Origin of the sequence: Caproicibacterium sp. XB2 (assembly GCF_044880635.1) — a bacterium.
Classification (GTDB): domain Bacteria; phylum Bacillota; class Clostridia; order Oscillospirales; family Acutalibacteraceae; genus Caproicibacterium; species Caproicibacterium lactatifermentans.
Window position 1 is genome coordinate 925449 of sequence record NZ_CP173227.1, and the last position, 26951, is coordinate 952399.

The following is a 26951-nucleotide window of genomic DNA, read 5'->3' on the forward strand; positions in this document are numbered from 1 at the left end:
TCATTTTCCTCTCTGCAGGGTTTTGATGCGGTCACGCAAGGAAGCAGCGCGCTCAAATTCCAGCATCTTTGCTGCTTCTTTCATTTCTTTTGTCAGGCTGGAAATTTGTTCTTCCCTTTCAATCGGGGACAGATTCCTTTGTACTTTCTTTTTGGATTTCTGCTTGCCGCGACCTGTGGAAATTTCCAGCACATCCGCCACTTTTTTCGTGATGGTTTTCGGTGTAATGCCGTGTGCCTGATTATATGCTTTCTGCAAAGTGCGGCGGCGGTTCGTTTCGCGAATAGCAGCCTCCATACTAGGTGTTACGGAATCGGCATACATAATAACGTGCCCTTCCGCATTTCGTGCGGCACGGCCAATCGTCTGGATAAGGCTGCGTTCACTGCGCAGGAAGCCCTCTTTATCGGCATCCAAAATGGCGACCAAACTAACTTCTGGAATATCCAGTCCTTCACGCAGCAGGTTGATGCCAACCAAAACGTCGAACTTTTCGAGCCGCAGGTCACGGATGATTTCCTGCCGCTCAACGGTATCTATATCGTGGTGCATATACCGGACACGAAGTCCTATGTTTTCCAGATATGAAGTCAAGTCCTCTGCCATTTTCTTTGTCAGTGTTGTGACCAGAACTCTCTGATGTTTTGCTGCACGCAAGTTAATTTCAGAAATCAAGTCATCAATTTGTCCCTCTGTCGGTTTTACGTCAATTTCCGGGTCCAGCAGCCCAGTGGGGCGAATGACCTGTTCAACAACTTGAGATGCGTGTTCCAACTCAAAGTTTCCTGGTGTTGCGCTGACAAATACGACTTGATTGATATGCTGATAAAACTCTTGAAAATTCAGCGGCCGGTTATCATAGGCACTGGGAAGCCGAAAGCCAAAATCAATCAGATTCTTTTTTCGTGCCCGGTCCCCGCCATACATACCGCCAACCTGCGGCAGCGTAACATGAGACTCATCTACAAACATTAAAAAGTCGTCTGGGAAATAGTCCAGCAGGGTAAACGGAGCGCTGCCAGCGGGACGGCCGGACATAATACGTGAATAGTTTTCAATACCTTTGCAGAAACCAATTTCCTGCAGCATCTCCATATCATAAGTTGTACGTTCGCGTATCCGCTGCGCTTCAATCAATTTACCATGTGATTCAAAAAATTTGACACGGTCCTCCATTTCGGCCTGTATAGAGGAAATGGCGCGCTGCATCTTTTCACGTGGAACAATGTAATGGGAAGCTGGATAAATGGCAACGTGTTTTAAATCCGCTTTCCTCTCCCCAGTCAGAGCGTTCAGTTCACTGATACGGTCTATTTCATCCCCAAAAAATTCTACGCGAATGATTGTGTCATTGGAGTAAGATGGGAATATCTCGACAACATCACCACGTGCACGAAATTTGTTTCGTGTCAGTTCTATGTCATTTCGTTCATATTGTAGTTCTACCAGCTTTTTGAGCAGTTCATCCCGCTCCTTCTGCACACCCGGACGCAGTGAAATGACCATGCTGCGGTAATCAATTGGATCACCCAAAGAATAGATGCAGCTGACACTGGCGACGATAATAACATCCCGCCGTTCACACAGCGCTGAAGTTGCTGAATGACGAAGTTTATCGATTTCATCATTGATTGCGGAATCTTTTTCTATATAAGTATCCGTTTGCGCAATATAGGCTTCCGGCTGATAGTAATCATAGTAGGAAACAAAATACTCTACTGCATTGTTTGGAAAAAAAGTGCGGAATTCTGAACACAGCTGCGCTGCCAGTGTTTTATTGTGGGCCAGCACTAGCGTAGGACGGTTGACCTGCGCAATAACATTTGCCATGGTAAATGTTTTGCCGGAGCCAGTCACTCCTTTTAATACCTGCTCTTTATCGCCTTCCTGCAAACCATTTACCAATTGATTGATTGCCTGTGGCTGATCACCAGTTGCCTGATACGGAGAAACAAGCTGAAAATTCATGGCCTTTTTTCCTCCTTTGTGCTTTCTGCAACTTTATACTGGCAATTCTCATACTTTTCAGTAGATAGTATGTATTGAAAATAACCGCTTTGCTTTAAGGAAAGATAATCTTTCTGCGAAATAATGAAATGGTCAACCAACTGTACGTTTACGTTTTTTAAGGCTTGCGCAATCAGCTGTGTTGCTTCCAAATCCTGAACAGAGGGCAAAATTTCCCCGCTAGGATGATTATGTGCCAAAAAAGCAAACACAGCATCGTACCGAACTGCTTTCTGCACAATTCTACGGACATAAATGTTTGCTGTCGTAGCGGTTCCTTCACTGACTTCGTCACAAAACAAAGCCTGATGTCGTGAATTCAGCAGCATAAGCAATACGCATTCCTGCTTTTTCCCAATAAAGCGGCTCTGCAAATAGGCTGCTGCATCGTTTTCTCCGGCAATTAGCTGTACATCTTTTTGCTGACTGATTTGATAACGCCGATAAATATCCGGCAAAATTTTAAGAAGTAAAGCAGCATTTTCACCAATTCCTTTTACTTTTAAAAGCTCTTCTTCCGGCGCATCCAGTACACCGGCCAGTGAACCAAAGCGTTCTAGCAGTCGATGCGCCAGCGGATTGGTGTCCTGATAGGGAATTGCATAAAACAGCAGCAATTCCAATACTTCATGGTCGGCAAACCCATCCAGCCCCTCCCTGCGGTAGCGTCCCCGCAGACGCTGACGGTGGCCATTGTGTAAATTTTCTGTTTTCCCCGCCATGATATTCAGCTGCTCCTTTTTACTGCTTTCGTGAGTTCCATTATACACGAAACGATGCAATTTGAAAAGGCTTTTTCGAAAGGATGTTCTGCTTTTTACCGATGTGTATCACTCTTTCCCTTTCATAGAGAGTATGATATAATAAAATTGATTTTAACAGTGGATGAGGCAATTTATGAAAACCATAACAATTCAAAAAAATGATGCTGGACAGCGGCTGGACAAGTTCCTGACCAAAACATATCCAAATTTGCCGCAGTCTATGCTTTATAAAGCGGTCCGTAAAAAGGATATCAAAATAAATGGGAAGCGCTGCAACCAGTTTTCTGCCCGCCTGCAGGAAGGAGATGTCCTTTCTCTCTATTTAAAAGATGACTTTCTGCAACAGGAGCCGGAATCCTTTGATTTTTTAAAGGCCCCTACGAAACTAAATATTCTGTATGAAGACAGCAACCTTTTGCTGCTGGACAAAAAGCCCGGTTTAATTGTACATCCGGATATACACTACCATTTCGATTCTCTAATTGCCCGTGTACAACATTATTTGTACGATAAAGGAGAATACAATCCACATGACGAACATAGCTTTGTTCCCGCATTGGTCAATCGAATTGACCGCAATACAGGGGGCATTGTTATGGCAGCCAAAAACGCAGAATCACTTCGCATTTTGAACCAGAAAGTAAAAGACCGTGAACTGCAAAAATTATATTTGTGTCTGGTACATGGTCATCTTCATCCAAAAGAAGCAATTCTGAAAGGTTATCTTACAAAAAATGAAGAACAGAACCGTGTATATATTTCAGCGCACCCTACTGCAGAATCAAGGACGATTCGGACAAAGTACCGGGTCCTGCAAGAAAAGAAAAATTGTTCTTTAGTGGAAGTGGACTTGCTGACAGGCCGCACACATCAAATACGGGCCCACATGGCGAGCATGGGACATCCGCTTTTGGGGGATGGAAAGTATGGAACCAACGCAGTCAACCACGCCTGTGGATTTCGGTATCAGGCCCTTTATTCTTATCGCCTGAAGTTCTGTTTTACCACGGATGCCGGTATTTTATCATACTTAAATGGGGAATCATTCCAGGTAAAAGACATTTGGTTCCTTCCGATTTTTCAGCAATGGCCCTAAGGAGCAAGTATGGATAAAAACTATGAATTATTGGGACTGCAGCCTGGATGTAGTAAAAAGCAACTGAAAAAAGCTTATCTAACTGCAATTCAGGAACTGGAAGATGATAACTTAGTTGGTGAACAAAAGTTGTCAGAAGCTTACAGAATGATTAAAGCAGAGCTCAAGCACGGCAATATCAAAAAAAAGCCGCGTGGATTTTGGAAAACTTCCAAAAAGACACGGGCATATTACACAGGTCCGCATGGCAGTGCAGCTGCACGCAGTGCCTTACGGCGTTTCGGGCTGCGTGATTTACTGTGCGCTATTTCTATTGTCCTATTATCTTGGCTGCTGTATTTTTTTTGTGAAGCTGTTACCCTCAACATTTTTCCTTCCAGTCAGTATCCCCTGCTTGCAAAAACGTTCAGTGGCCGCTTAGTGGCGGCTGTCGTTCGTCTGATTGCGTATATTGCAGCATATATTTTTTATTTTTATTATTTTTTGCTGCGAAAAGTAAATGGCATGCGCCGTTTGCGGCATGGTTTTGTTTTTGGTTTTTTCATTTTACTAATTTGTTTGTCCGTACCGCAGAATCAACTTTTTAATACCGGTATGCTTTTAAGCGATGTTTCAGCCATGAAGGAGAATCACTTTTCTGTTGTGCGGAATATTATACTGGAAGATTCCCCTGTACAGACAAATAATACTTTTGGCGATTTATATACGTACAAAATAAAGAGCAGCAGTGAATCTGTTTATATTCCAAAGCAACTTTTGGAGGATCCAAATGGAAAAGTCCACCAAGCTTCGGTTGCTTTTTTGCCGCATTCTCATGCGGCGGCAAAAGTGGATGTGCGTGCAACAGAGCATAAGCTGATAAGTTGTATTGGAGATTGCTTTTATATTGATTTAAAAGGAAATACAGATATAAAAAGTTTGTATTTGCAACGGAGCAGCAAAACGTTGGTAATTGAGCCAAAGACAGAATCATCTGAAAAGTCAAATATTATCCATGTCAATCTCGGCACCATTCCATTAAAAAATGCTTCTGGTAAGCAGACTGTCAATACTATTTCATCAGATAATATAGCTGCAGCTTTGCTGCCAAATGGAAAACTTCTTCTTGCTTTTTCTGCCGAAGACTCTACTGGCCAATATAAATGTGTTGCTGCTGTTATCCAACAGAAGACCGGACAGATTGTAAGCAGTTGGCAGCTAAACGGTGAATTTGTCTACAAGCTTTATTCCTGCAGTGGCAGATATTATATTTTCACGCAGTCACTGGTTGAAAATTCATTTACGGAACGTATGTATGCTTTACAGCTATATGACCCAGCAGCAAACCGTATTGTTTATACAGCAGATAAGCAGTACACACTTCCCTATTCTCCTCATATCGCAAACTTTGCAGAGGACGGTGTATGGATTTCCAAACACAGCAACGGCGCCAGTCCGATTGGTAAATTTTCTGTGCCGCAAATGTATATGAAATAACAAAGCAGAGGCTGCAAAGGGATATCCCTTTGCAGCCTCTGCTTTATGTGTCGGACTATTCGGTTAGGTGTTATGGTCCACCTGATGAAATTGCTTTAAATTTCCCGCTTTTTGGGTACGCTTGTCCAATTCTGTCTTTACATCGTCCAGCGTAATGTTTTCGTTAACCATCATTACTGTCAGATGATACAATAGGTCAGAAATTTCCCCGACAGTATCCTGTTTGATTCCGTTTTTGGCGGCGATAATAGTTTCACTGCACTCTTCCCCTACTTTTTTCAGGATTTTATCCAGTCCCTGATCAAAAAGGTAGCAGGTATAAGAACCTTCCTGCTTTGCGTTTTTTCGGCTGACAACGGTCTGATATAAATTTTCAAATGTATCATTCATCGTTCATAACCCCCATTATTTTCTGAAAGAAACAACTATGGTGCCCTGTGTGACAGGCCGCACCGGTTTGTATAACGGTTATTAGGAGAGTATCGTCATCGCAGTCGCCGTACATAGAAATAACTTTCTGCAAATGTCCGGAAGCAGCGCCTTTATTCCACAATTCCTTTCGGGAGCGGGACCAGAACCACGTATATCCGGTTTCCAGTGTCTTTTGCAGCGATTCCCGATTCATATAAGCAAGCATCAAGACTTGCCCTGTTTGGCACTCCTGTATAATCGCAGGAATCAACGGTCCTTTTTTAAAATATTTATCATAGTCAAAGGTTTGCAAATCAGGTTTCATCTTCTTGCCCTCCCGCCGCATACAATGCATCTTCCAGAGTTAATGAGCCGGCGTACAGTGACTTTCCGCAGATAGTGCCATATAGTCCAAGTTTTCGCAGGGCCTGTATGTCCTCCCGATTGCGAACCCCACCGCTTGCTATGACATTACAGGAAACAGACCGATTGAGTGTATCAAGCATTTCTATATTTGGGCCGGAAAGCATACCATCGCGCGAAATGTCTGTAAAAATTAATGTTTGCGCACCGAGCTGTTCCATTTCTTTGGCAAAGTCCAAATACGAAACAGAAGAAGTATTCAGCCAACCTTCTGTTGCAACCATACCATTTCTTGCGTCGATTCCAATGGCCACTTTTTCGACGTATGTGCGAATGGCTTCCTTCGCAAAATCGTGATTTTCCAGTGCTGCCGAACCCAGAATGACGCGGGAGACTCCACCATTCAGATAATACGCAATGGTTTCCATTCGGCGAATTCCACCGCCAACTTCTACTTTCAAATTTGTATTTTTAACGACTTGAAAAAAGAGCGGCGCATTTACCGGATGTGCATCCTTTGCACCATCTAAGTCGACCATGTGCAGCCATTTTGCGCCGCTTGCTTCAAAAGCTTTCGCTGTCTGTAAAGCATTTTCTGCGACCTGTTGTGCAGTTGCATAGTTTCCGCGCTGCAAACGAACGCAGCGGCCGTCTTTGATATCGATTGCAGGAAAAATCAGCATGGTTTCGTCAATCCTTTGCTTTTCTGTATTTTACAAAACGCCTTTGGTCGAAAGAGTTCCTTCCCGCAAAGCAGTTGCCTGCTGTAAGGCATGACCTAAAGACTTAAAGATGGCCTCAATTTCATGGTGTGCATTGCTGCCGTACAGGACACTGCAATGCAGTGTGATTCCTGCATGATAAGCAAACGCGCGCAGGAATTCTTCTGTCATGCAGGTGTCAAAATTGCCGACACGTTCCTGCTGAAAATCCGCATGAAAGACCAGGAACGGTCGTCCGCTGATGTCTAGGCTGGTAAAAGCGAGTGCTTCGTCCATAGGAATATAAAAAGAGCCATAGCGGGCAATATCACCTTTATCACCAAGAGCCTTCGCAAAGGTTTGTCCCAACACGATACCGGTATCTTCTACCGTATGGTGGCAGTCTACGAAAAGGTCCCCTTCCGCGTGCAGCTGCAGGCCAAATCCGCCATGAACAGCAAATGCAGTAAGCATATGGTCAAAAAATCCAATTCCAGTTGAAAGGTTGACTGAACCACCGTCTAGATTAACTTCTGCGGTGATTTTTGTTTCTTTTGTTTTTCGCGTGACAGATGCAGAACGCATGATTAGCCTCCCTTTTCTAAAGTGGATTTTTTATGAAAAAATGACTCCATAACAGCCAGAAATGCTTGATTTTCAGCCGGCGCTCCAGCCGTTATACGCAGAAATCCGGGGAACTGCCGCGCAGAAATTCCACACTCCATCAAATAGGTATACAGTTGTTCAGCTTCCGGAAAACGGAATGTCACAAAGTTGGTACAGCTGCGGTACAGCTGAAAAGCACCCGGATAACGAAATAGGATTTCTTCAATACCATGCAGCAGAGAATCTCTGGACTGCTGTATCTGTTTGATATGGCTTTGCAGACATTTCTTCTCACCCAGCACGAGTGCGCCAATTTCCTGTGTCAGACTATTGACATTATAAGGTGACTTTGCACTATGCAGAAGGCCAGTCAGTTTTTCGTTGGAAACAGAGAATCCCAAACGGAGCGCAGCAAGGCCCATTTTGGAGCAGGTCTTTAGGATAACCAGATTATCATAACGAGATTCCAGCCCCAGAACAGATTGTGTCTGTTCCCAGAAATCCATGTATGCTTCATCAACAACGGTCAAAACATCAGGCAGGGATTCGATAATCTGCACCACCTCCTCCCGGGTGAAACCAAGGGAAGTTGGGTTGCAGGGGTTACTGAAAAGAAGCATTCTTGCGTTGCTTTTCTTTACCGTATCGATTAGTTTTTGCGGCGTAATAGAGAAGGAGTTCCCTTTTACTGCTTCTACATCATTTGTTTCAGCCAGTTTTGGATAAAATGTGTACATGGAAAAATCCGGTGCGGTGGTAACGATTGTTTCGCCTTTCATCAGGAAGTTTGAAATTAGGAGGCTAATGAGTTCATCTGAACCGTTTCCAGCTGTAACATGTGTTGCATTTACGCCGTAATAGTTACCGAAAGCTTGACAGAGGTCCGCCGCATAGGGATCCGGATAGCGGTTAAATGCTGTATTCTGTACTGCATCAGCTGCATCTTGAATCAATTGGGGCGTAAGGTTTAGAAAAGATTCGTTGGCGTCCAGATGAATGACACCAGTGATTTCCTGCGTAGGTACGTAAGGCTTCAGTCCCCTTAATTTCCCATTTATCTTGTAAGCCATTCTCGGTTCCTCTTATTTTCTTACTTGAATACTGTTGGCGTGCGCTGTCAGGCCTTCCGTTTCAGCCATTTTAATAATATCATCACCGGCAGAAGCCAGAGCATCTTTTGTATAGTAAATAAAACTTGACTTTTTAATAAAACTGTCCACTGAAAGCGGAGAGAAGAAACGTGCTGTTCCGCTGGTTGGAAGGACATGGTTTGGACCGGCAAAATAATCGCCGAGAGGCTCCGGTGCGTAGTTGCCAAGGAACACGCTGCCGGCATTGTCTATTTTCCCAATAAATTCAATAGGATTTTTTGCGCATACTTCCAGATGTTCCGGTGCAATGTCGTTCGCAAACTCTACGGCTTCATCGAGTGTCTTGCATAAAATAACGGCGCCAAAGTGGTCCAGTGAATCTTCGATAATATCTTTTCGGGAGAGTTTTTCCACTTGCCGATAGATTTCTGCAACCGTAGCATCTGCAATTTTCTCACTGGTTGTCAGAAGAACGGCGGAAGCCAAACGGTCATGTTCTGCCTGGCTCATCAGGTCAGCGGCTAAGTACACAGGGTTTGCTGTTTCATCAGCAATCACTAAAATTTCACTGGGCCCCGCCACCATGTCGATGCCGACTGTGCCGTACAGCTGGCGCTTTGCTGTGGCAACATAGATATTGCCGGGACCAACAATTTTGTCTACCTTCGGAATGGTTTCTGTTCCGTATGCAAGCGCCGCGATTGCCTGAGCACCGCCGACAAGAAAAACACGGTCCACATCGGCCGTCAGTGCGGCAGCCATAATATTAGGGTTCGGTTTTCCGTCTTTTCCGGGCGGTGTGGCCATAATCAGTTCTTTTACGCCGGCAATTTTTGCAGGGATTGCATTCATCAGAACACTGCTGGGGTAAGCGGCTGTACCGCCGGGAACATACAGTCCCACTTTTGACAATCCACGGATACGCTGTCCCATCATAACGCCGTCGGGCCGATTCTCAACCCAGCTTTGCTGTTTTTGCCTTTCATGAAAGTCGTGGATATTAGTGGCCGATTTTTTCAGTGCAGAAAGGAATGCAGGGTCACAGCCAGCTGCCAATTCTTCCATCTGATGATGGCTAACTTCAAAAGAAGCGGGTACGGAACCGTCAAATTTCATGGTATAGGCTTTTACGGCAGCATCCTTATCTTTTTTGACATTTGCAAGGATTTCCGCTACGGCGGAATCTACCTGCCTGCCAGCAGCTTCACTGCGTTCCCGAAATTTTTTGACGAAGTCATAGGCAACGGCACCGCCCTGTTTTACAACTTGTATCATTGTGCTTCCTCCTTAGCCTGTTCCATACGCGCGGCCAGACACTCGATTTCCACTTTTCTCAGTTTTAAACTGGCTTCATTTGCAATCAGCCGTGCGGAGATGTGACAAATAGTATCAATAACGGCAAGGCCATTTTCTTTTAACGTCGTTCCGGTTTCCACAATATCGACAATCGCATCTGCCAAACCGAGCAGGGGTGCAAGTTCCACACTACCTTCTATTTTGATAATCTGTACATCCATTGCCTTACCTTCAAAGTAACTGCGGGCAACATTTGGATACTTACTGGCGATCACTTTGGTATGATACCCGGTGAAGAAATTTCTTCCGGTAGGTCCGGCCAATGCGAAGCGGCATTTTCCAAAGCCAAGGTCCAGCAGCTCGTAAAAACTGCCGCCGTGTTCCAAAATAGTATCTTTTCCTACAACGCCAAGGTCGCATACCCCATGTTCTACATATGTAATTACATCGGCGGCTTTGGCCAATACAACCTCTATGGAGCCATCACCGATTGGAAGAATCAGTTTTCTACCCTTGTTGTGTACATTGTCACAGTTCATGCCAACCTTTTCTAAAAGCGCAACGGTGTCATCTTCCAATCGTCCTTTTGTCAATGCAATCCGCAGCGGTTTCATAAAAGCACCTCCGATATACGTGCACCAACAACGTCGAGTCGGCAAATGCCCAACGAACGGGCATACGCTTCCGCTTCTTCTCTCGTCTCGGCTACACTGGTTTCACAGCGCAGGCCCTGATGTGTCAGTGCCCGTGCATGGGCCAGTGCCTTTATGGAATATCCATTTTCGCCATACACCAAAACTTGAGCCGCAGGCGGTGCATTATAATGACCTTTTGATAATGCAATCCGGGTCAATGCTTCTACGTCAATACCAAATCCAATCGCAGGCATTGGGCAGTGAAAACGGGCCAGTAGATTATCATACCGGCCGCCAAACAGAATCGAATCACCATATCCTTCTGTGTAGGCAGTGAAAATCAAATCGGTATAATAGTCATTGCGCTGTACTAATCCTAGGTCAACGATTACATGACTGCCAAGTCCAAGGTCCTGTACAGCATGATAGACTTGGTGTAGATAAGAAAGGGTTTCCAGTGTCGCCTTTGTTGGGCAAACCTCTTTTGCCTGCTGAAATACCTCTTCCCCGCCAAACAGCCGCGGCAGCTGCCGCATACCGCTGACGGCCATAGTTTGTGGTAGTGAATCCAAAATAGTATCCAGCGCAGCATAATTCTTAGTTTCAATCGCACACCGGATATCTTCCCGTTCTTCTTCAGAAATAGGAAGCTGCCGGGCAAACTCACGGAAGAATCCTGCATGACCGAGTTCCAAACGGAAATCCGGGCAACAGGAAGAGAGAGCCTCTACGGCTGTGGTTAGTACCTCCAAATCAGCCCGAATGCCGGAGGCACCCATCAGTTCAATACCAGCCTGTGCATTTTCATCCAATCGTCCGGCCAGGCCAGGATTGCTCCGATAAACGGGCTGATTATAGAACAGCCGAATCGGAAGCTGATGATTCTGCAAGCGGGTTGCGACCAGTCGGGCAATTGGCAGTGTAGAGTCAGGCCGCATAACAATTAACCGGCCGCGACGGTCTGTCATCTTGTACATTTCTTCTGGACTAATACCAGAAGCGTCCGGGTCAAATACATCATAGTATTCCAGGCATGAGGTCATTACTTCGTTATAGCCACGTGTGCGGAAAGCAGACGTCAGTTTATTTTCTACGGCCTGGCGTGCCAGGCACTCCTCGAACAAGAGGTCATGTGTGCCTTCAGGCGTGATTAAATTGTTCTTTTTCATACCAATCACTCAGTCCTTACATCGTCTGTGCTTTATCGTGCTAATATAATAACATGGTAAATTATTGCTGTCAACTATTTCTTCACGCAAACAGCGTCATCTGGCTGCTTTGCGGCAAACCATTTAGTGCTCCCGCGTCCCGCAGACTTTCAATAACGGATTTGCTGACTTTGCTGCGTGACTGTAAATCATCTACAGAGATATATTCGCCGCCATCCCGCGCCGCGGCCAAAGCCCGTGCTGCGGAATCACCTACCCCATTGATAGACGCGAAAGGTAGGCGAACTTTTCCGTCCTCTACCAAATACTTGCGTGCATCTGATTTATACAGGTCAATGGGCAGTACACCTATGCCTCGAGCAAGCATCTCGTTGACAATCTGCAGCGTACCGAAGGCGTCTTCTTCTTTTTTGCTTGCTTCTTTCCCCTTTTGCCGGATTTCCCGCATACGCTGCTGCACGGCAGCGCGGCCTTTCACAACAGTAGCGCCGTCAAAATCTTCACCGCGTACAGTAAAGTAGGCAGCATAATATTCCACTGGTTTATGCACCTTATACCAGCCAAGCCGCAATGCAGAAATCATATAAGCGGCGGCGTGCGCTTTCGGAAACATATATTTAATTTTAAAGCAGGAGTTGATATACCATTGTGGAACATTGTGTTCTTTCATGGCTTTTATGTGGTCCTCAGTCAACAATTTCGGTGCTTTGCCTTTTCGCGTAATTTCCATAATTTTAAAGGCCATCTTTGGTTCTAGACCCTTTTGCAGTAAATAGGTCATAATAGAGTCACGTGTACCGATTACCTGTGAAATGGTGCAGGTGCCATCTTTAATCAGGTCCTGTGCATTTCCAAGCCAAACATCTGTGCCATGTGATAAGCCGGAAATCTGCAATAGGTCTGTAAAGGTTTTGGGTTGGGAATCAATTAACATTTGGCGTACGAAAGGGGTACCAAGTTCCGGCATTGAAAAAGTACCGGTCTGGCAATCAATGTCTTCCGGTGTTACGCCAAGAGCTTCCGGGGAGTGGAACAAACTCATCACTTTGGGGTCACTCATAGAAACTGACATGACCGGTATACCCGTATATTCTTCCAGATAACGATAAATCGTTGGCACATCGTGGCCAAGCTCATCCAACTTACAGATGGTATCATGGATGGAATGAAAATCAAAATGTGTCGTGACATTGTCGTTTTTCTGGTCGTTGGCGGGATGCTGCACCGGGCAGAAATCATAAATTCCATATCCACGTGGAACAACTACCATGCCGCCGGGGTGCTGGCCAGTTGTGCGTTTTATGCCGGTGCATCCCTGTGCAAGGCGCAGCTCCTCTGCGCTGTGCAGGGTGACGTTGCTTGTTTCCTGGTACTTTTTTACATAACCAAATGCTGTTTTATCTGCGACAGTAGCGATTGTGCCGGCCTTAAACACATGACCTTTGCCGAACAGTGTTTCCGTGTAGCGGTGAGCGCCGCTTTGATACTCGCCGGAAAAGTTTAAGTCGATATCCGGTGTTTTGTCGCCGTCAAATCCAAGAAAAGTTTCAAACGGAATATTGTGCCCGTCCTGCCGCAAAGGTGAACCACACACCGGACAGATTTTCGGCGGCAGGTCAAATCCGGAACCAACGCTTCCGTCTGTAATAAATTCGCTGTATTTACAGTAAGGACAGATATAATGCGGTGACAATGGATTTACTTCAGAAATACCAGACATACTGGCGACAAAAGAGGAACCAACAGAGCCACGGGAACCTACCAAATAGCCGTGGGCTTCACTGTCTGCTACCAGTTTCTGTGCGGTCATATACAAAACGGAGAAACCGTGCTTATTAATAGAACCGAGTTCCCGTTCCAAACGTGCCCTTACAATTTGCGGCAATGGTTCTCCATAAATCTGTTTGGCACGTTTCCAGCAGATTTCGTTCAGTTGCTTTTCTGCACCATCAATAAATGGTGGAAAGACACCGCTTGGAATTGGACGAATTTCTTCGCACATATCGGCAATGAGATTCGTATTTTTCACAACTACCTCATAGGCCTGATCTTTATCAAGATAATCAAATTCTTTTAGCATCTCAGCAGTCGTACGCAGGTACAATGGTGCCTGCTCTTCACTGGAATCAAAGCCCTGTGCAGTTTGTAGGATTTTTCGATAGTCTTTATCTTTGGGGTCCAGAAAATGGACATCACAGGTTGCAACCACAGGCTTATGCAGTGTTTTTCCCAAACGAATAATCGTTTTGTTAATTTCGTGCAGCTGCCCCACACTGGACAGTGAACCATTATGTATCATAAACATATTATTGCCGTCAGGCTGAATTTCCAAATAATCATAGAAATCTGCGATATCCAGCAGCTGATTCCACGGTTTTCCGTCAAAAACAGCCTGATACAGTTCACCCGCTTGGCAGGCACTGCCTATCAGCAGGCCTTCCCGATATTGAATTAGTTCACTCTTAGGAATCCGAGGATTGCGGTAAAAATACTGCAGGTGAGCCATAGAAACCAGTTTATACAGATTTTTAAGTCCAGTTTGATTGCGTACCAGAATAATTTGATGATAGGAGCGAAGTTTTTTTGCGCTTCCGTGATTATGATAAGTTGCCAAAGCAGTATTAATATCCGCGACTGTTTTGGCTTTGGAATCTTCCTTCAGCCTCTGCAGGAGTACAATGAAAATTTGTCCAAGCATGGCAGCGTCATCGCAGGCACGGTGGTGGTTGAATTTTCCGAGTTTCAAGTATTTCGCAACTGTGTCCAGTTTGTAATTCTTTATATCTGTTAGCATAGCCTGACACATGGGCAGAGAATCTATGTAAGTATATGGGAATTCCATCTCATGCCGACCGGCTGCAGCCCGCAGAAAAGATGTGTCAAATCCCGCATTATGTGCGACCAGTACAGCATCTTTGCCACAAAATGCATAGAACTGCTTCAGTGCTTCCTCTTCACTAGGCGCACCCTGGACCATATCATCTGTAATACCTGTTAGCTTTGTGATTTTTGCCGGAATAGGACGTTCTGGGTCTACAAAGGTGTCAAATTCTTCTACAATTTGTCCAGCACAAATGCGTACGGCACCAATTTCAGTAATGCGTTCTTCTTTTGCGGAAAGGCCAGTCGTTTCCAGGTCAAAAGAGATAAACTCACCATCTAGCGGGCGGTCACTTTCTCCCACTACAGCAGGAACTAAGTCGTTGACGAAGTAAGCTTCTGTTCCATAAATAACTTTAATGGGTTTCCCCTGTTTTTTTAGACTGTCAGCCGTATTCATTGCTTCCGGAAATGCCTGCACAACACCATGGTCCGTAACTGCGACCGCAGGCTGTCCCCACTCCGCCGCACGCGTAATCAAGTCAGAAGCAGAACTGACAGCATCCATCTGTGACATATTGGTATGCATATGCAGTTCTACACGTTTTGCTGGGGCATGGTCCTCTACCTTCATCTGCTGAACGGTTCCAATCCCTCGTGGGCGCATGACAATTTCATGGTCGTATTTATCGTACTCTACGTCTCCGCGTACGAGCAGGCTCATGCCATTGTGCAAAGTGTCCAGTGGACGGCTGTCCGGAATGTTTTCAAAAATTTTCAGCGTAATGGAACTGGTATAATCTGTAATATCGATTGAAAAGATTTTATGCTGTTTATCTCTGGTGAGGCGAGTTTCTATAGAAAAGATTTCTCCCCATACGGTTAAGGAGCCAATGTCTGGTGTAATGCTGCTGATAGGGGCAGGTTTGGATTTAGGCAGTGTTTTGTACAAAGGATGAGCTGTTTGCGGAAGAATCGTTGGATAAAGTGTAGTGCCCTCCCGAACTTCAATAACGCTAGGTGAAGTAGTATGTGCCTGAGAAATCTCGTAATCTTCCTGTCGGCTGACAATCTCTTCCCGATGTACCTTTTCTGTCTGGTGTGCCTGCATTTCCTGGTATTGCTTGCTCTCTCCGTCAATCTCCAAACGGCCGGTAAACTTTACGGGAATGTGTGTACCAAACTCCTCAAAAATCAGCTGGGACAAAATGGTGTCCGCGTGATGTGCCAGCAGGCGGGCATTGCCACCATGCCTCAATGTAATCATCATCGTTCCATTTTCAAGCGCCGCAGTTGAATCCTGCAGCGTTCCGTTTACGGTTGCTTCCCGCCGTTTCAGTTCCATAACCAAGTCGGGATAATACTGCAAAGAGAACAAAGATGACGCATATCGCGGCAAAAGATGGGCTGTCGCAATTTTTAGCTGTTTACAGTTGATTATACGCTTTTCTGCATCATACAGAGACTTTTGTGGAACAAGCTTTTCCAGAGTAATTTCAACCGAGATTGCTCTGTTTCCTGCACTAATTTGGATCTGCTGTAACTTACCGGTAAGAAGACTTTCCGCTAAACCAGTGCAGTTAATATATGTACTGAAAAAGTTTCCAAATGTGTCCATGTAAACCTCGTTTTATCTGGTAATGTGTGTCTTATACAGATACCCCGCGCAGAGGAAACACTGTCGCAGGGTATCTGTAAATACATTTATAATTTTTCTATTTCTTCCATTAAGGACAGCACCAGCCGATTTTCCGGCACACGACGGATAATTTTTCCTTTTTTAAAGAGCAGGCCCACTCCATCTCCACCAGCAATGCCGACGTCCGCTTCTCTTGCTTCTCCGGGGCCATTGACAGCACAGCCCATGACTGCTACGGTAATCGTTTTTTTGCATCCGCGAAGACGTTCTTCCACTTCATTTGCGATCTTAATAATATCAATGCGGGTACGGCCACAGGTCGGACAGGAAATGAGTGTTGGTCCATGTTGTCCCATACCTAAGGCATGCAGAATATCCTGCCCTGCATATATTTCCCGTACCGGATCTGCCGTTAAAGATACACGAATAGTATCGCCAATGCCATGCTGCAGAAGAGAGCCGATTCCAATAGCTGATTTAATGATTCCCATTCGCTCGGTGCCGGTTTCGGTGACACCTAAATGCAAAGGATAGGAACATTTTTCTGCGCAGAGCTCATATGCACGAACAGTAGTGTTCACATTGGAGGATTTAATAGAGATGGCAATATCCATAAAACCGAACTTTTCCAATAGAGCGGCATGGTGAAGTGCACTTTCAACCAGTGCCTCTGGTGTAGGTCCGCCGTATTTCTGAAGCAGGTCCTTTTCCAGTGAACCGGAATTCACACCAATACGAATGGGCAGATGCTTTTCACGGCATTTATCTACTACAGCTTTGATACGGTCCTCGCCACCAATATTGCCGGGATTGATGCGAATTGCGTCCGCGCCGGCGTCCGCTGCAGCCAATGCAAGACGATAATCAAAATGAATATCGGCAACCAAAGGAATAGAGATTGCAGAACGAATAGCAGGAATCAGCGCAACCGCTTTCTGATTGGGGATTGCTGCACGCAAAATTTGACATCCGGCCTGTTCCAAACGCATGGACTGCTGTACACTGCCGACAATATCTGTGGATGGTACATTCAGCATGGACTGAACCGCAACGGGAGCATTGCCGCCAATTGGAACATGGCCAACCATTATCTGCTTACTTTTACGTCTCATTGCTTATCCTCCTAGGCCATGGCCAGTTGAAATCCGCATAACGTCGCTGACTGCAACGATGACCATAAAAATCATCAATGCTGCAAAAAAAGCAGATTCAATTGCTGCGGCATATTTAGGGTTCAAAGGGTTACGGCGAATAGCTTCAATTATCAGAAAAAGGATTTTGCCTCCGTCCAAAGCAGGAATGGGCAGTAAATTAATAATACCAAGGTTTACCGTAATAATCATAATGATATAGATGATATTATTCACTGCCGAAAGAAAACTCTGCTGCAGCCCTGCACTGGCAGATTCGCTGATAACCTGAACCAGACCGACTGGGCCCGTTACATCGTTGAGTCCAAAACGACCGGTGACAAGGCCTGCAAGACTAGCCCATACCTGACGAACAACCGATACAGTATCTGTAAATGTTTTCTGCAGCAGCGTCAGCGGGGTTTTCTTGATAGGCTGGACGTAAAAGTCCAGTTGGGTAGTTTGTTTCCCGTTCGACGCTGTTGCTGTATTTAATTTTACATTTGACAGTGTAATGGCCTTCCCTGCTCGTTTAACCTGAATTTCCACGGAGTTCGGATTAGCCAATGCCAATGCAAACATTAAATCTTTATCTGTTCGCACTTTATAGCCATTGATGCTGGTAAAATGATCCCCTACCTGCAGCCCAGCGCTTTGTGTGGCAGAATGACTGCTGAATTTACTGATTGTTGTTGAAGCAAATGCTGTTTCCTGTCCCAGAAGGATAGCCATAAGAACAAGCCCCAGTAAAATGTTCATTAGGCCGCCCATAATCAGTACTAGAAAACGCTGCCATTTTGGTTTGTTGCAAAAAGCATGTGGGTCCACACAAGGATTACCGTTTTCATCTTGACCATCTTCTCCAGGCATTGCACAAAAGCCGCCGATGGGAAGGGCCCGAAGCGAATAGTCCGTATCTCCTTTGTGAACATGAGCCAAACGAGGCCCCATGCCAATGGAAAATTCATCAACACGGATTTTACAGGCCTTTGCTGTGAAAAAATGTCCTGCCTCATGAATGAGAATACTCAGGCAAAAAAGCAGAACACCAATGATAATCAGTAAAATAATCTCCGCTGCTCGGATGGAAATCCCTCCTGTCAAATATGATTTCGTACATATTCCCGTGCATCTTTATCTGCCTTTAAAATAGTTTTTAACGTTAAATGTGAAACATTCGGCTGATTATCCATAGCGGCGCGCACCAAATCACCAATCTGCAGAAAAGAAATCTTTTTCTGCAGAAAGAGCCGTACAGCCTCTTCATTTGCACCATTCACGGCGGCAGGAGCGGCACCGCCCCGCTGCATAGCTTCCATACAGGCTGCAAAGCATGTAAACGTCGCTGGGTCAGGATTGTAAAAAGTCAGTTGCCCGACTTTCGCCAAGTCCAGTTCCTGTACGGGTCCCGCAACACGGTCCGGATAAGTCAGTGCATATTGAATAGGCAGACGCATATCGGTTGTGCCCAGCTGCGCAATAATTGCATTGTCCGCGAATTCAACCATAGAGTGAATGATACTTTCTCTTTGAATAAGGACCTGAATTTGAGAACATGGTACATGAAACAGCCATCCAGCCTCCATAACTTCTAGGCCTTTATTCATCAGAGTGGCAGAGTCGATTGTAGTTTTAGCACCCATGTTCCAGTTTGGGTGATTTAGTGCCTGTTCTGGAGTGACTGTCTCTAACTCAGGCCGTTTTTTTCCAAAGAATGGTCCACCGGAAGCTGTAAGCAGAATCTTTTTCAGTGATTTGCGGGGGGAACCTTGCAGACACTGAAAAATAGCACTGTGCTCACTGTCCACCGGAAGCAGGCGCCCTTTATGCTGTTTCAGCGCGTCCATTACGAGCGCGCCGCCTGCCACTAGGGTTTCCTTGTTTGCCAAAGCAATCTCTTTATCTGCCGCGACTGCAGCCAAGGTCGGCTGCAGTCCAACAATGCCAACCACTGCATTCACTACGGTGTCGGCCTCTGGCATGCAGGCTGCTTCACACAAGCCATCCATACCGACTAAGACTTTTGTATTTGTGTCTTGAATACGCTGTTGCAGTTCATGTGCGGCAGCCTCTTCATAGATGGCAGCTACCTGCGGATGAAATTCACGAATTTGCTGTTCCAACAAGGCTATATGGGAACGGGCGGCCAATGCACAAACCTGCAGCCCCAAGCTGCGTACTACGTCTAGTGTCTGTGTACCGATAGAGCCAGTAGAACCTAGAAGTGAAATCTTTTTTTTCATGGTAATATCTTCTCCCGTCTGTTATACAAAAATTTCCGGTTTTTCAGCGGTTCAGTGATATACCATTGGAAATACCTGCAAAAGGAGATATACAAAAGGAGATACAAAAATTACACTGTCGAAGCGGTCTAAGATTCCACCGTGTCCCGGTATGATTTCGCTGAAATCTTTGATATGGCAACTGCGTTTAATGATAGAAAAGCTTAAATCACCCAACATGGACAGCAAAGAACCAAACAGTCCAATAGCAGCCAGCACCCAGTAATTCACATGGACAGTGCCGTTCCAGTACAGGTTTTGGAAGATGAACCCGAAAAGAAGCATGATGAGAATATCTGAAATGATACCTCCCGCCGCACCTTCCACGGTCTTTTTCGGACTAATATTTGGACACATTTTATGTTTTCCAAACAAGCTGCCAAAAATATATGCACCGGCATCTGCTACCCATGCAGCAAAAATAGCAACAATGACATGGAACATACCATGCCTACCGCCTGCATCACGCAAAAGGATGAGTGTCTGCAGTGCTGTAGGAATGAGGATAGCCATACTGTAAATAATGGCAACTTCACGAAAGGTGATAACTGCATGGTAAAGAATCATCGCTCCAAATAATACAACTGTATAGATAAAAAAAGAAAGATACCTCACATATCCGTTTACGGTAAATGGAAGGACTGCTGCCAAAATCATACTGGGCACCACAAGGGCGATTTGCCGCGTCATTTGCAGGGCCGACGAGATTTCCCATACACCCATAAGGCTGATAACTGCAATGACAATATTCAGTGCCAGTGGAAAGCGGGCATTGCACAATACAACAGCAGCCATCAGAATGAGGATAGCAAGCGCTGAAATGAGCCTTTTCCTGATAGAATCCAGTACTTTCATACTTTAGATACCTCCGAAGCGGCGGCTGCGGTGTGCATATTCGTTCAGTGCATTGTCCAGGTCGTCCGTCGTAAAATCAGGCCACAGTACATTCATGGAAAGAAATTCTGTGTAGGCAGACTGCCATAGCAAGAAGTTGGATAGCCGATGTTCACCACTGGGTCGCAAAATTAAGTCAGGGTCCGGCTGACCGGCCGTATACAGTTCCTGTGAAATGGTGTCCTCTGTAATTTCTTCAGGCCGTAATGTCCCGGCAGCTGCCTTTGCAGCCATGGAACGGGCAGCACGCACCAACTCGGCACGTCCACCATAATTCATGGCAATATTTAGGACCATTCCTTTTCTGTCTTTGCAGACATCAGCTGTCTCAAAAATGAGTCGCTGAAGGGTAGGTGCAAATCGGGTCATATCTCCTATAAAGTTCACCTTGATATCATCATCACGGAAGTCCCGAAGGGATACCTGTAAATACTGTTTAAACAGAGCCATCAAAGCGCCGACTTCTTCCGGAGGCCGAGTCCAGTTCTCCGTTGAAAAAGCGTAAACTGTTAAATACGGAATCCCGATATTGCTGCAGTAACGTGCAATCTTTTTAAAAACGGCAGCACCAACTTTATGACCTATTGAACGCGGCAAGCCGCGCTTTTTAGCCCATCGGCCGTTTCCATCCATAATAATGCCCAAATGTCTGGGTAATAATTCCGGCGATAAGGCAGCTTTTTGCGTAGTTTTTTTCATGCGAACCCTCTAATAAAGTATTTGCTCCCCCGGACCATTCGACGAAGGGAGCAAAGCAAGTATTTAATTAAGCTGATAACACATTTTGAGATTTACTTTTACAGTTCCATAATACTCTTCTTTTTATCCTCGCAGAGTGTGCCAATTTTGTTGCAGTGCTTATCAGTTAAATCCTGCATCTTTTTTTCTGCCAATTTCAGGTCGTCTTCTGTAATTTCACTTTTTTTCTTCAGTTCCTTCAGCTTTTCCATAGCATCTCTGCGGATAGAACGTACCGCAACTTTTCCCTCTTCTGCACGTTTGGAAATTTCTTTTGCAAGGTCCTTGCGGCGGTCCTCCGTCAACGCTGGAAAAACCAAACGGATAATTTTTCCGTCCGACTGCGGATTGATACCAATATCCGAAGTTTGAATTGCCTTTTCAATCATTCGGCAGACAGACGGATCCCACGGCTGTACGGTTAGAACCCGTGCTTCCGAAACGGCAACGGCAGCCAGCTGATTGATTGGTGTTGGTGCACCATAATAGTCTACGCGAATTTTATTAAGCACGTTGGGATTTGCACGACCGGCACGAATTTCTGCATAATCTTCTTGTAGAAAGCTGACCGTCTTTTCCATCTTTTCTTCTGCTTGTTGAATAACTTGTTTCATAAAACATTTTCCTCCCTTATTTTACAATTGTACCAATATGTTCACCGCAGACAGCCCGTTCAATATTTTCAGGGTCTTCAATGCTGAAAACACAGATGGGAATATGATTATCACGGCACATGGAAGCAGCTGTGCTGTCCATAACCTTTAAATTTTTATCCAACACTTCAGTAAAGGAAAGTGTCTCGTATTTTTTGGCATTTGGGTTTGTCTTCGGATCAGAATCATAGACACCATCGACCATAGTTGCCTTTAAAATAACATCTGCATCAATTTCGGCAGCGCGCAGGGCTGCTGCTGTATCTGTCGAAAAGAACGGATTTCCGGTTCCGCAGCCAAAGACAACAACGCGGCCCTTTTCCAAATGACGCACAGCACGATTTCGAATATACGGTTCTGCTATTTGCTGCATAGTAATAGCTGTCTGTACACGGACCTGTACACCTAGCTGCTCCAAAGCATCCGCTACGCCCAGCGCATTGATTGCTGTGGCCAGCATTCCCATATGGTCAGCGCGGGTACGGTCCATTTTTCCACTGGAACGGCCGCGCCAAAAGTTGCCGCCCCCTACAACGATACCAATTTGCACACCCATCAGTGAACAGGCTTTTATTGGACCGCAGATTTTCATAACGGTATCGAAATCAATGCCATGTCCTTCTTTACCAGCAAGGGATTCACCGCTGAGCTTTAATAAAATGCGCTTATATTGTGGCTGCATGAAAAACACTCCTAAAATTCAATCAAAATATAATCATAATAAGACTAATTTATTCTACAATATTTCAAGGCATTTTACAAGTCCTGAAGTTTTTGCTTCTGTCTAAAGCAGCAATCTTAATTTTTCTTCTACTGCTACTGCTTTGTTTAGCCTATCTCACGCTTTTTATTGAACCAAGTCCCATACAGTGCAGCCAGGACTTGCTGAAATAGTGTTCCAATCATAACCGGAAACATAACGGCAGGTGGAAAATAGGCGCCTGCGAGCACGGCACCGGCACTAATATTGCGCATACCACTGTTGTATGCCATAGAAACGAGAGTATCTTTTGACTGATGCAGTACCTTTGCCGCTAGAATGCCCCACAAATAGCCAGAGGCGGATATACACAGTATCAGCACCGCAACGCCGACTAAAGTCGGCGTAAGATGTCTGATGTACGGGGCTACTCGGCTGGAGTTCCCGGAAACGACAAGAAACAGTGCTGCTTTTCCGAATGGTGCTAGGGCGGGCTTTACTCTTTTATTTGCATTCCCATGGCTTAGCTGATTGATTGTTATGCCCGCAACTGCCGGTACAGCAACCATCAGCAGCATATCCTTCATCATGCCTATGGTATCCATCTGTACGGAAGTACCCAGCAGGACTTTTAGGCTAGCAGGTACAATGATAGGTGCCAGCAGAGTGTCCAATAAAATAATAGACAGTGTAAGCGAACCATTTCCCTTATAAATATTCACCCACATGAAACTGACAATACCCGTTGGCACAATATATTCCAAAACGATGCCGGCTACCAGATTTGGGTTAAATCCAAAGAATACGCCACCAAGAAACCGGGCAAGACACGGTATCCAAATATGAAGCATTCCCAATGTAACAATCAGTGGCAGAAGATTACAAAACACTTTTTTTAACTGCCGAAAATCAGAGTCTAGACTTCCTTGAAAAGTCATAAATGCAAAAAAGCCGATAACATACGGAAGAAAACGGCCCGTCACTTGTGGAAATAGGACACCCAGTACCAGCGCAGTTGGGGTAAGGATGGGCATACATTTATCAAGAAACCGATTTAAATTAGAAAGATTCTTCACTTTGTTTTACACCTACTATTATGAAAGAAGAATATAAAAAAGGCCGTTGCCTTTGTGCAACAGCCTTTGTTATCAATATGTACGGTAAACATGTCCACATGGGAATTGACTGAAATAATCCGCCAATGTCTGATTGCCGTATCCAGGGTCGTTAATCAGGAACATAGAAGCAGACAAAGAAGTGGGACTCCCGCTGGAGTTCAGTGGTACATTCTGATAGCCTTTAATGATAATCCAATGGGAGCTTCTGGAGTTGGAGCCACCGACAATAACGGGCTTTCCAGACTTCAGCTGCTGATAAATTCCACTCAGGTTGGAGTCACTAACGCCAGACAGCGCATAATAGTTAGAAGGCCAATACAAACCGCCGCCGCTTGTAAAGTTACACTGATGTGCAATGTCATTTGGAGTTACGCGGCTTTGTGTGCGATAGCTTTCTGACATTGCAAGGCTTGTTACCAGACAACCAATCGCATGAATTGTGCCGCCATAGCTGCTTCCAATATAGGTATTAGCCCATTCAGAATCATACTGCTTGTACGCAGGAAGTCCATTTAGCACTTTGCTACTGCTATTTGAAGGATTGTTTGTCGTACTTCCGTCAATGGCCAAATAAGTGGAACAGCAATAACCTTTTGCACCGGCAGAAGTCTGAATATAAGACCAGCCATTACTGGCACTCAGCACGGTTACCGACTGCCCGTTTGAAAGGCTGCCAATTACCGTACTGCTGGTACTTGCCGCAGAACGAAGATTTAAGCTGTCATTGACTTTAACGGTTGCTTTTTCATTGCCGGACACACTGGAACTACCGCTGTTGGAAGCTGGGGCGGAAGTGCTGCTGACAGTCAGATAAGTAGAGCAGCAGTACCCCTTCTGTCCTGCAGAAGTTTGAATATAGGACCAGCCATTGCTGGTGCTCAGCACAGTTACCGACTGCCCGTTTGAAAGGCTGCCAATTACCGTACTGCTGGTACTTGCCGCAGAACGAAGATTTAAGCTGTCATTGACTTTAACGGTTGCTTTTTCATTGCCGGACACACTGGAACTACCGCTGTTGGAAGCTGGGGCGGAAGTGCTGCTGACAGTCAGATAAGTAGAGCAGCAGTACCCCTTCTGTCCTGCAGAAGTTTGAATATAGGACCAGCCATTGCTGGTGCTCAGCACAGTTACCGACTCTCCATTGGAAAGGCAGCTGATAATTTTGCTGCTGGTGCCTGCGGCCGAGCGAAGATTCAGGCCGCCACTTACCTTAACGGTCGCTTTACTTCCGCTAGATGCCGTAGAACTTCCAGAGCCGCTGGAATTCGTCTGGGAGGAAGAGGTGGTGGTAACGGTAATATAGCTGCTGCTGCAGTAACCGGTTTGACCAGACGAGGTCGTTACCTGCATCCAGCCGTTCGTATTTTTCAAAATGGTAACGGTCTGGCCATTGGTTAACCGCCCGATAATTTGGCTGCTGGTACTTGCGGCTGAGCGGAGATTCAGGCAGCTGGATACGTGTACTTTCCCTGTAGATGAAGCACCTGCACCATAGTTCACCGTTACACTTTTTGCCGTTAAAGTTTGCAACGTAGACTGCCTTCTTACCATAAGTGCTGAAGCCATTCCGGCCTTTGCCTTTACGGCAGATGAAGAACCTTCAGCAGCTGAAACAGAAACGGTCAGCATACTGGCCAGCAGAGCAGCTGCAATGGCGGCCGCTGTAAGTTTGCTTGCTGCATTGTGCTTGTTTTGCATAAAGCTGTACTCCTTTTCTATGTAAGATAGATAAAGCCGAACCCTTTGTTATCATTCCTTTACAATGATTACAAATTTGTAAGTAATGCTATTATAACATACTGCTTTCAAAAAAGCGAGTCCCATTTATAAAAAATTCACCGTTTGTTCGTAATTTTTTCATTGTCCGACAAATAAAATAAACCAAAACGGTAGCCGGTGGACTTGCAACAAACTTCCAGTATAGAACATAAAATAGAATATCGACAGCTTAAAAAAGGAGAATGCATATGCTGGAGTCAATGCTGTTGGGGATATTGTCCGGTTTGCTGTTTTTTGTTTTGCACGTTACAGGTTCCGGTTCCTTTCCGCATGCCCTTACGGCCGAGCAGGAGCGCGACTGCCTGCAGCGGATGGCACAGGGAGATAAAAAGGCCAAAGACGAACTCATTTCACATAACCTGCGTCTGGTGGCCCACATTATAAAAAAGTATGCTTCCGGAAAGCGTGTGGACCAGGAGGACCTCATTTCGATTGGTACAATTGGACTGATTAAAGCGGTTAACACATTCGACCCGAAAAAAGGCATTCGCCTTTCCAGCTATGCTGCCAGGTGTATTGAAAACGAAATTTTAATGCATTTTCGCAGCATGAAAAAATCCGCGCAGGATGTTTCCATGAATGAACCGATAGATAATGATAAAGACGGAAGTGCCCTTACGCTGATGGACGTGTTGGCCAGCGATGACAATATTTTCGACAATTTGGACCGAAAAATTAAGTGTGAAAAGCTGTACAAATACATACAAAATTTATCTTCCCGTGAGCAGACGATTATCCTGCTGCGCTACGGTTTAAATGGTACACGGCCGCGTACACAGCGGGAAGTTGCCCAAGTGCTCGGTATTTCACGCAGCTATGTTTCTCGAATTGAAAAAAAAGCGCTAGAAAACCTGCACAGGCAGTTTGAATCTCACATGCATCCTTCCGTGTAAGAAATGTATTCTGTATGCGGGCGCTTGCTCTTCCCCCTATTTTGGTTTATACTGAGCCAGTATAGAGATTCCGGCACTTTTTGTGCGGAACGGCAGAAGTTAATCATTGATATGGGGGTATCCACACATGAACAATCCTGTTGTCACATTTGAAACGACCGCGGGCACTATTAAAGCGGAACTGTATCCGGAGATTGCACCGAATACCGTATGCAATTTTATTAGTCTAGTGCATTCCGGCTTTTTTGACAGTACAATATTTCACAGAGTTATTCCTGGCTTTATGATTCAGGGCGGTGACCCGGATGGCACCGGCATGGGCGGCCCGGGATACAGCATCAGCGGCGAATTTTCAGCCAACGGTTTTGCAAACTCTTTAAAACATACCCGCGGTGTTCTCAGCATGGCCCGCACGATGGATCCAAATTCCGCCGGCAGTCAGTTCTTCATTATGGTCGCTGATGCTCCGCACCTAGATGGCCAGTATGCTGCTTTCGGAAAAGTAACAGAAGGGATGGAAGCCGCCGATAAAATTGTTTCTGCACGCCGGGATTATAATGACCGCCCACGGAAGGAACAGGTCATGACAAAAGTAACCGTAGAAACCTTTGGCAAAGAATACCCTGAACCTAAAAAGCAGTAATGAAGCCATTCTTTCTATCTTGCCCCGTTCGTTTGTTTATGGTATAC

Annotated in this window: 24 protein-coding genes; 4 read left to right on the forward strand and 20 right to left on the reverse strand. The window is 45.4% G+C overall.

All coding sequences use genetic code 11. The annotated features are described in order from the left end of the window. Both uvrB and ACIHKT_RS04495 read right to left on the reverse strand, forming a co-directional pair. Window positions 1–1968, reverse strand: a complete 1968-nt coding sequence (uvrB, locus tag ACIHKT_RS04490) for an excinuclease ABC subunit UvrB (protein WP_086035738.1) — start codon at window positions 1966–1968, stop codon at window positions 1–3. Continuing rightward, complete coding sequence (locus tag ACIHKT_RS04495; RefSeq protein ID WP_086035739.1) at window positions 1965–2729, reverse strand: RadC family protein; 765 nt, start codon at window positions 2727–2729, stop codon at window positions 1965–1967. Before ACIHKT_RS04495 ends, uvrB begins: the two co-directional genes overlap by 4 nt. A 175-nt stretch (window positions 2730–2904) precedes the next feature. Here ACIHKT_RS04495 and ACIHKT_RS04500 point away from each other — a divergent pair, with 175 nt between their 5' ends. Continuing rightward, on the forward strand, window positions 2905–3867 hold the full coding sequence (locus ACIHKT_RS04500; RefSeq protein ID WP_086035740.1) for an RluA family pseudouridine synthase: 963 nt from the start codon (window positions 2905–2907) through the stop codon (window positions 3865–3867). Window positions 3868–3876: 9 nt separating this feature from the next. Beyond that, window positions 3877–5343 carry a J domain-containing protein gene (locus ACIHKT_RS04505; protein ID WP_086035741.1) on the forward strand — a complete coding sequence of 489 codons (1467 nt, stop codon included), beginning with the start codon at window positions 3877–3879 and terminating at the stop codon, window positions 5341–5343. Window positions 5344–5406: 63 nt separating this feature from the next. On the opposite strand, the gene hisE is transcribed toward ACIHKT_RS04505, so the two are convergent. The 18 genes from hisE to ACIHKT_RS04595 form a co-directional block, all read right to left on the reverse strand. Further along, window positions 5407–5733, reverse strand: coding sequence for a phosphoribosyl-ATP diphosphatase (hisE, locus tag ACIHKT_RS04510; RefSeq protein ID WP_086035742.1), 327 nt, complete (start codon window positions 5731–5733; stop codon window positions 5407–5409). Further along, window positions 5726–6079: a phosphoribosyl-AMP cyclohydrolase gene (hisI, locus tag ACIHKT_RS04515; RefSeq protein ID WP_086035743.1), complete on the reverse strand. Its 354-nt coding sequence runs from the start codon at window positions 6077–6079 to the stop codon at window positions 5726–5728. Before hisI ends, hisE begins: the two co-directional genes overlap by 8 nt. Further along, entirely contained in the window at window positions 6069–6800 is a 732-nt protein-coding gene (gene hisA / locus ACIHKT_RS04520; protein WP_086035744.1) for a 1-(5-phosphoribosyl)-5-[(5-phosphoribosylamino)methylideneamino]imidazole-4-carboxamide isomerase, read from the reverse strand. Before hisA ends, hisI begins: the two co-directional genes overlap by 11 nt. Before the next feature lie 30 nt (window positions 6801–6830). Beyond that, window positions 6831–7403 (reverse strand): imidazoleglycerol-phosphate dehydratase HisB, encoded by a 573-nt coding sequence (hisB, locus tag ACIHKT_RS04525; RefSeq protein ID WP_086035745.1) that lies wholly within the window; start codon window positions 7401–7403, stop codon window positions 6831–6833. A 2-nt stretch (window positions 7404–7405) separates the two neighbouring features. Continuing rightward, window positions 7406–8494: a pyridoxal phosphate-dependent aminotransferase gene (locus ACIHKT_RS04530; RefSeq protein WP_086035746.1), complete on the reverse strand. Its 1089-nt coding sequence runs from the start codon at window positions 8492–8494 to the stop codon at window positions 7406–7408. A gap of 12 nt (window positions 8495–8506) precedes the next feature. Next, complete coding sequence (hisD, locus tag ACIHKT_RS04535; protein ID WP_086035747.1) at window positions 8507–9790, reverse strand: histidinol dehydrogenase; 1284 nt, start codon at window positions 9788–9790, stop codon at window positions 8507–8509. Further along, on the reverse strand, window positions 9787–10425 hold the full coding sequence (hisG, locus tag ACIHKT_RS04540; protein ID WP_086035748.1) for an ATP phosphoribosyltransferase: 639 nt from the start codon (window positions 10423–10425) through the stop codon (window positions 9787–9789). Before hisG ends, hisD begins: the two co-directional genes overlap by 4 nt. Beyond that, window positions 10422–11615 carry an ATP phosphoribosyltransferase regulatory subunit gene (gene hisZ, locus ACIHKT_RS04545; RefSeq protein ID WP_174403185.1) on the reverse strand — a complete coding sequence of 398 codons (1194 nt, stop codon included), beginning with the start codon at window positions 11613–11615 and terminating at the stop codon, window positions 10422–10424. The genes hisG and hisZ overlap by 4 nt, the downstream gene beginning before the upstream one ends. Window positions 11616–11697: 82 nt before the next feature. Then, entirely contained in the window at window positions 11698–16053 is a 4356-nt protein-coding gene (locus tag ACIHKT_RS04550) for a PolC-type DNA polymerase III (RefSeq protein WP_404352853.1), read from the reverse strand. Between the two features lie 86 nt (window positions 16054–16139). Next, window positions 16140–17186, reverse strand: a complete 1047-nt coding sequence (ispG, locus tag ACIHKT_RS04555) for a flavodoxin-dependent (E)-4-hydroxy-3-methylbut-2-enyl-diphosphate synthase (protein ID WP_086035751.1) — start codon at window positions 17184–17186, stop codon at window positions 16140–16142. A 3-nt stretch (window positions 17187–17189) separates the two neighbouring features. Beyond that, the gene (locus ACIHKT_RS04560; RefSeq protein WP_236858905.1) at window positions 17190–18308 is read right to left on the reverse strand and encodes an RIP metalloprotease; all 1119 of its coding nucleotides are present in this window, start codon (window positions 18306–18308) and stop codon (window positions 17190–17192) included. Then, a complete protein-coding gene (locus ACIHKT_RS04565; protein ID WP_174403187.1) occupies window positions 18305–19447 on the reverse strand; it encodes a 1-deoxy-D-xylulose-5-phosphate reductoisomerase in 1143 nt (380 codons plus the stop codon). The genes ACIHKT_RS04560 and ACIHKT_RS04565 overlap by 4 nt, the downstream gene beginning before the upstream one ends. Window positions 19448–19498: 51 nt before the next feature. Further along, on the reverse strand, window positions 19499–20341 hold the full coding sequence (locus ACIHKT_RS04570) for a phosphatidate cytidylyltransferase (protein ID WP_236849649.1): 843 nt from the start codon (window positions 20339–20341) through the stop codon (window positions 19499–19501). Between the two features lie 3 nt (window positions 20342–20344). After that, window positions 20345–21079 carry an isoprenyl transferase gene (locus ACIHKT_RS04575; protein ID WP_086035753.1) on the reverse strand — a complete coding sequence of 245 codons (735 nt, stop codon included), beginning with the start codon at window positions 21077–21079 and terminating at the stop codon, window positions 20345–20347. 98 nt (window positions 21080–21177) lie between these two features. Next, a complete protein-coding gene (gene frr / locus ACIHKT_RS04580; protein WP_086035754.1) occupies window positions 21178–21732 on the reverse strand; it encodes a ribosome recycling factor in 555 nt (184 codons plus the stop codon). Window positions 21733–21748: 16 nt separating this feature from the next. Then, entirely contained in the window at window positions 21749–22453 is a 705-nt protein-coding gene (gene pyrH, locus ACIHKT_RS04585) for a UMP kinase (protein WP_086035755.1), read from the reverse strand. Window positions 22454–22599: 146 nt separating this feature from the next. Beyond that, on the reverse strand, window positions 22600–23547 hold the full coding sequence (locus ACIHKT_RS04590) for a bile acid:sodium symporter family protein (protein ID WP_236849648.1): 948 nt from the start codon (window positions 23545–23547) through the stop codon (window positions 22600–22602). 72 nt (window positions 23548–23619) lie between these two features. After that, the gene (locus tag ACIHKT_RS04595; protein ID WP_086035756.1) at window positions 23620–25287 is read right to left on the reverse strand and encodes an SH3 domain-containing protein; all 1668 of its coding nucleotides are present in this window, start codon (window positions 25285–25287) and stop codon (window positions 23620–23622) included. A 269-nt stretch (window positions 25288–25556) separates the two neighbouring features. Between ACIHKT_RS04595 and sigK the strand changes: the two genes are divergently transcribed. Both sigK and ACIHKT_RS04605 read left to right on the forward strand, forming a co-directional pair. Further along, entirely contained in the window at window positions 25557–26261 is a 705-nt protein-coding gene (gene sigK, locus ACIHKT_RS04600) for an RNA polymerase sporulation sigma factor SigK (RefSeq protein WP_086035757.1), read from the forward strand. A 127-nt stretch (window positions 26262–26388) separates the two neighbouring features. After that, complete coding sequence (locus ACIHKT_RS04605; protein WP_086035758.1) at window positions 26389–26904, forward strand: peptidylprolyl isomerase; 516 nt, start codon at window positions 26389–26391, stop codon at window positions 26902–26904. Window positions 26905–26951: the final 47 nt, after the last annotated feature.

What these genes read in the sequence shown, in the direction of transcription:
- ACIHKT_RS04500 (WP_086035740.1), top strand. Translation starts at nt 2,905, where the DNA reads ATGAAAACCATAACAATTCAAAAAAATGATGCTGGACAGCGGCTGGAC.
- hisA (WP_086035744.1), bottom strand. Translation starts at nt 6,800, where the DNA reads ATGCTGATTTTTCCTGCAATCGATATCAAAGACGGCCGCTGCGTTCGT.
- ispG (WP_086035751.1), bottom strand. Translation starts at nt 17,186, where the DNA reads ATGAGACGTAAAAGTAAGCAGATAATGGTTGGCCATGTTCCAATTGGC.
- ACIHKT_RS04575 (WP_086035753.1), bottom strand. Translation starts at nt 21,079, where the DNA reads ATGAAAAAAACTACGCAAAAAGCTGCCTTATCGCCGGAATTATTACCC.
- ACIHKT_RS04530 (WP_086035746.1), bottom strand. Translation starts at nt 8,494, where the DNA reads ATGGCTTACAAGATAAATGGGAAATTAAGGGGACTGAAGCCTTACGTA.
- hisZ (WP_174403185.1), bottom strand. Translation starts at nt 11,615, where the DNA reads ATGAAAAAGAACAATTTAATCACGCCTGAAGGCACACATGACCTCTTG.
- ACIHKT_RS04550 (WP_404352853.1), bottom strand. Translation starts at nt 16,053, where the DNA reads ATGGACACATTTGGAAACTTTTTCAGTACATATATTAACTGCACTGGT.
- ACIHKT_RS04605 (WP_086035758.1), top strand. Translation starts at nt 26,389, where the DNA reads ATGAACAATCCTGTTGTCACATTTGAAACGACCGCGGGCACTATTAAA.
- hisG (WP_086035748.1), bottom strand. Translation starts at nt 10,425, where the DNA reads ATGAAACCGCTGCGGATTGCATTGACAAAAGGACGATTGGAAGATGAC.
- pyrH (WP_086035755.1), bottom strand. Translation starts at nt 22,453, where the DNA reads ATGCAGCCACAATATAAGCGCATTTTATTAAAGCTCAGCGGTGAATCC.
- frr (WP_086035754.1), bottom strand. Translation starts at nt 21,732, where the DNA reads ATGAAACAAGTTATTCAACAAGCAGAAGAAAAGATGGAAAAGACGGTC.
- hisB (WP_086035745.1), bottom strand. Translation starts at nt 7,403, where the DNA reads ATGCGTTCTGCATCTGTCACGCGAAAAACAAAAGAAACAAAAATCACC.
- hisD (WP_086035747.1), bottom strand. Translation starts at nt 9,790, where the DNA reads ATGATACAAGTTGTAAAACAGGGCGGTGCCGTTGCCTATGACTTCGTC.
- uvrB (WP_086035738.1), bottom strand. Translation starts at nt 1,968, where the DNA reads ATGAATTTTCAGCTTGTTTCTCCGTATCAGGCAACTGGTGATCAGCCA.
- sigK (WP_086035757.1), top strand. Translation starts at nt 25,557, where the DNA reads ATGCTGGAGTCAATGCTGTTGGGGATATTGTCCGGTTTGCTGTTTTTT.
- ACIHKT_RS04565 (WP_174403187.1), bottom strand. Translation starts at nt 19,447, where the DNA reads ATGAAAAAAAAGATTTCACTTCTAGGTTCTACTGGCTCTATCGGTACA.
- hisE (WP_086035742.1), bottom strand. Translation starts at nt 5,733, where the DNA reads ATGAATGATACATTTGAAAATTTATATCAGACCGTTGTCAGCCGAAAA.
- ACIHKT_RS04505 (WP_086035741.1), top strand. Translation starts at nt 3,877, where the DNA reads ATGGATAAAAACTATGAATTATTGGGACTGCAGCCTGGATGTAGTAAA.
- hisI (WP_086035743.1), bottom strand. Translation starts at nt 6,079, where the DNA reads ATGAAACCTGATTTGCAAACCTTTGACTATGATAAATATTTTAAAAAA.
- ACIHKT_RS04595 (WP_086035756.1), bottom strand. Translation starts at nt 25,287, where the DNA reads ATGCAAAACAAGCACAATGCAGCAAGCAAACTTACAGCGGCCGCCATT.
- ACIHKT_RS04495 (WP_086035739.1), bottom strand. Translation starts at nt 2,729, where the DNA reads ATGGCGGGGAAAACAGAAAATTTACACAATGGCCACCGTCAGCGTCTG.
- ACIHKT_RS04570 (WP_236849649.1), bottom strand. Translation starts at nt 20,341, where the DNA reads ATGAAAGTACTGGATTCTATCAGGAAAAGGCTCATTTCAGCGCTTGCT.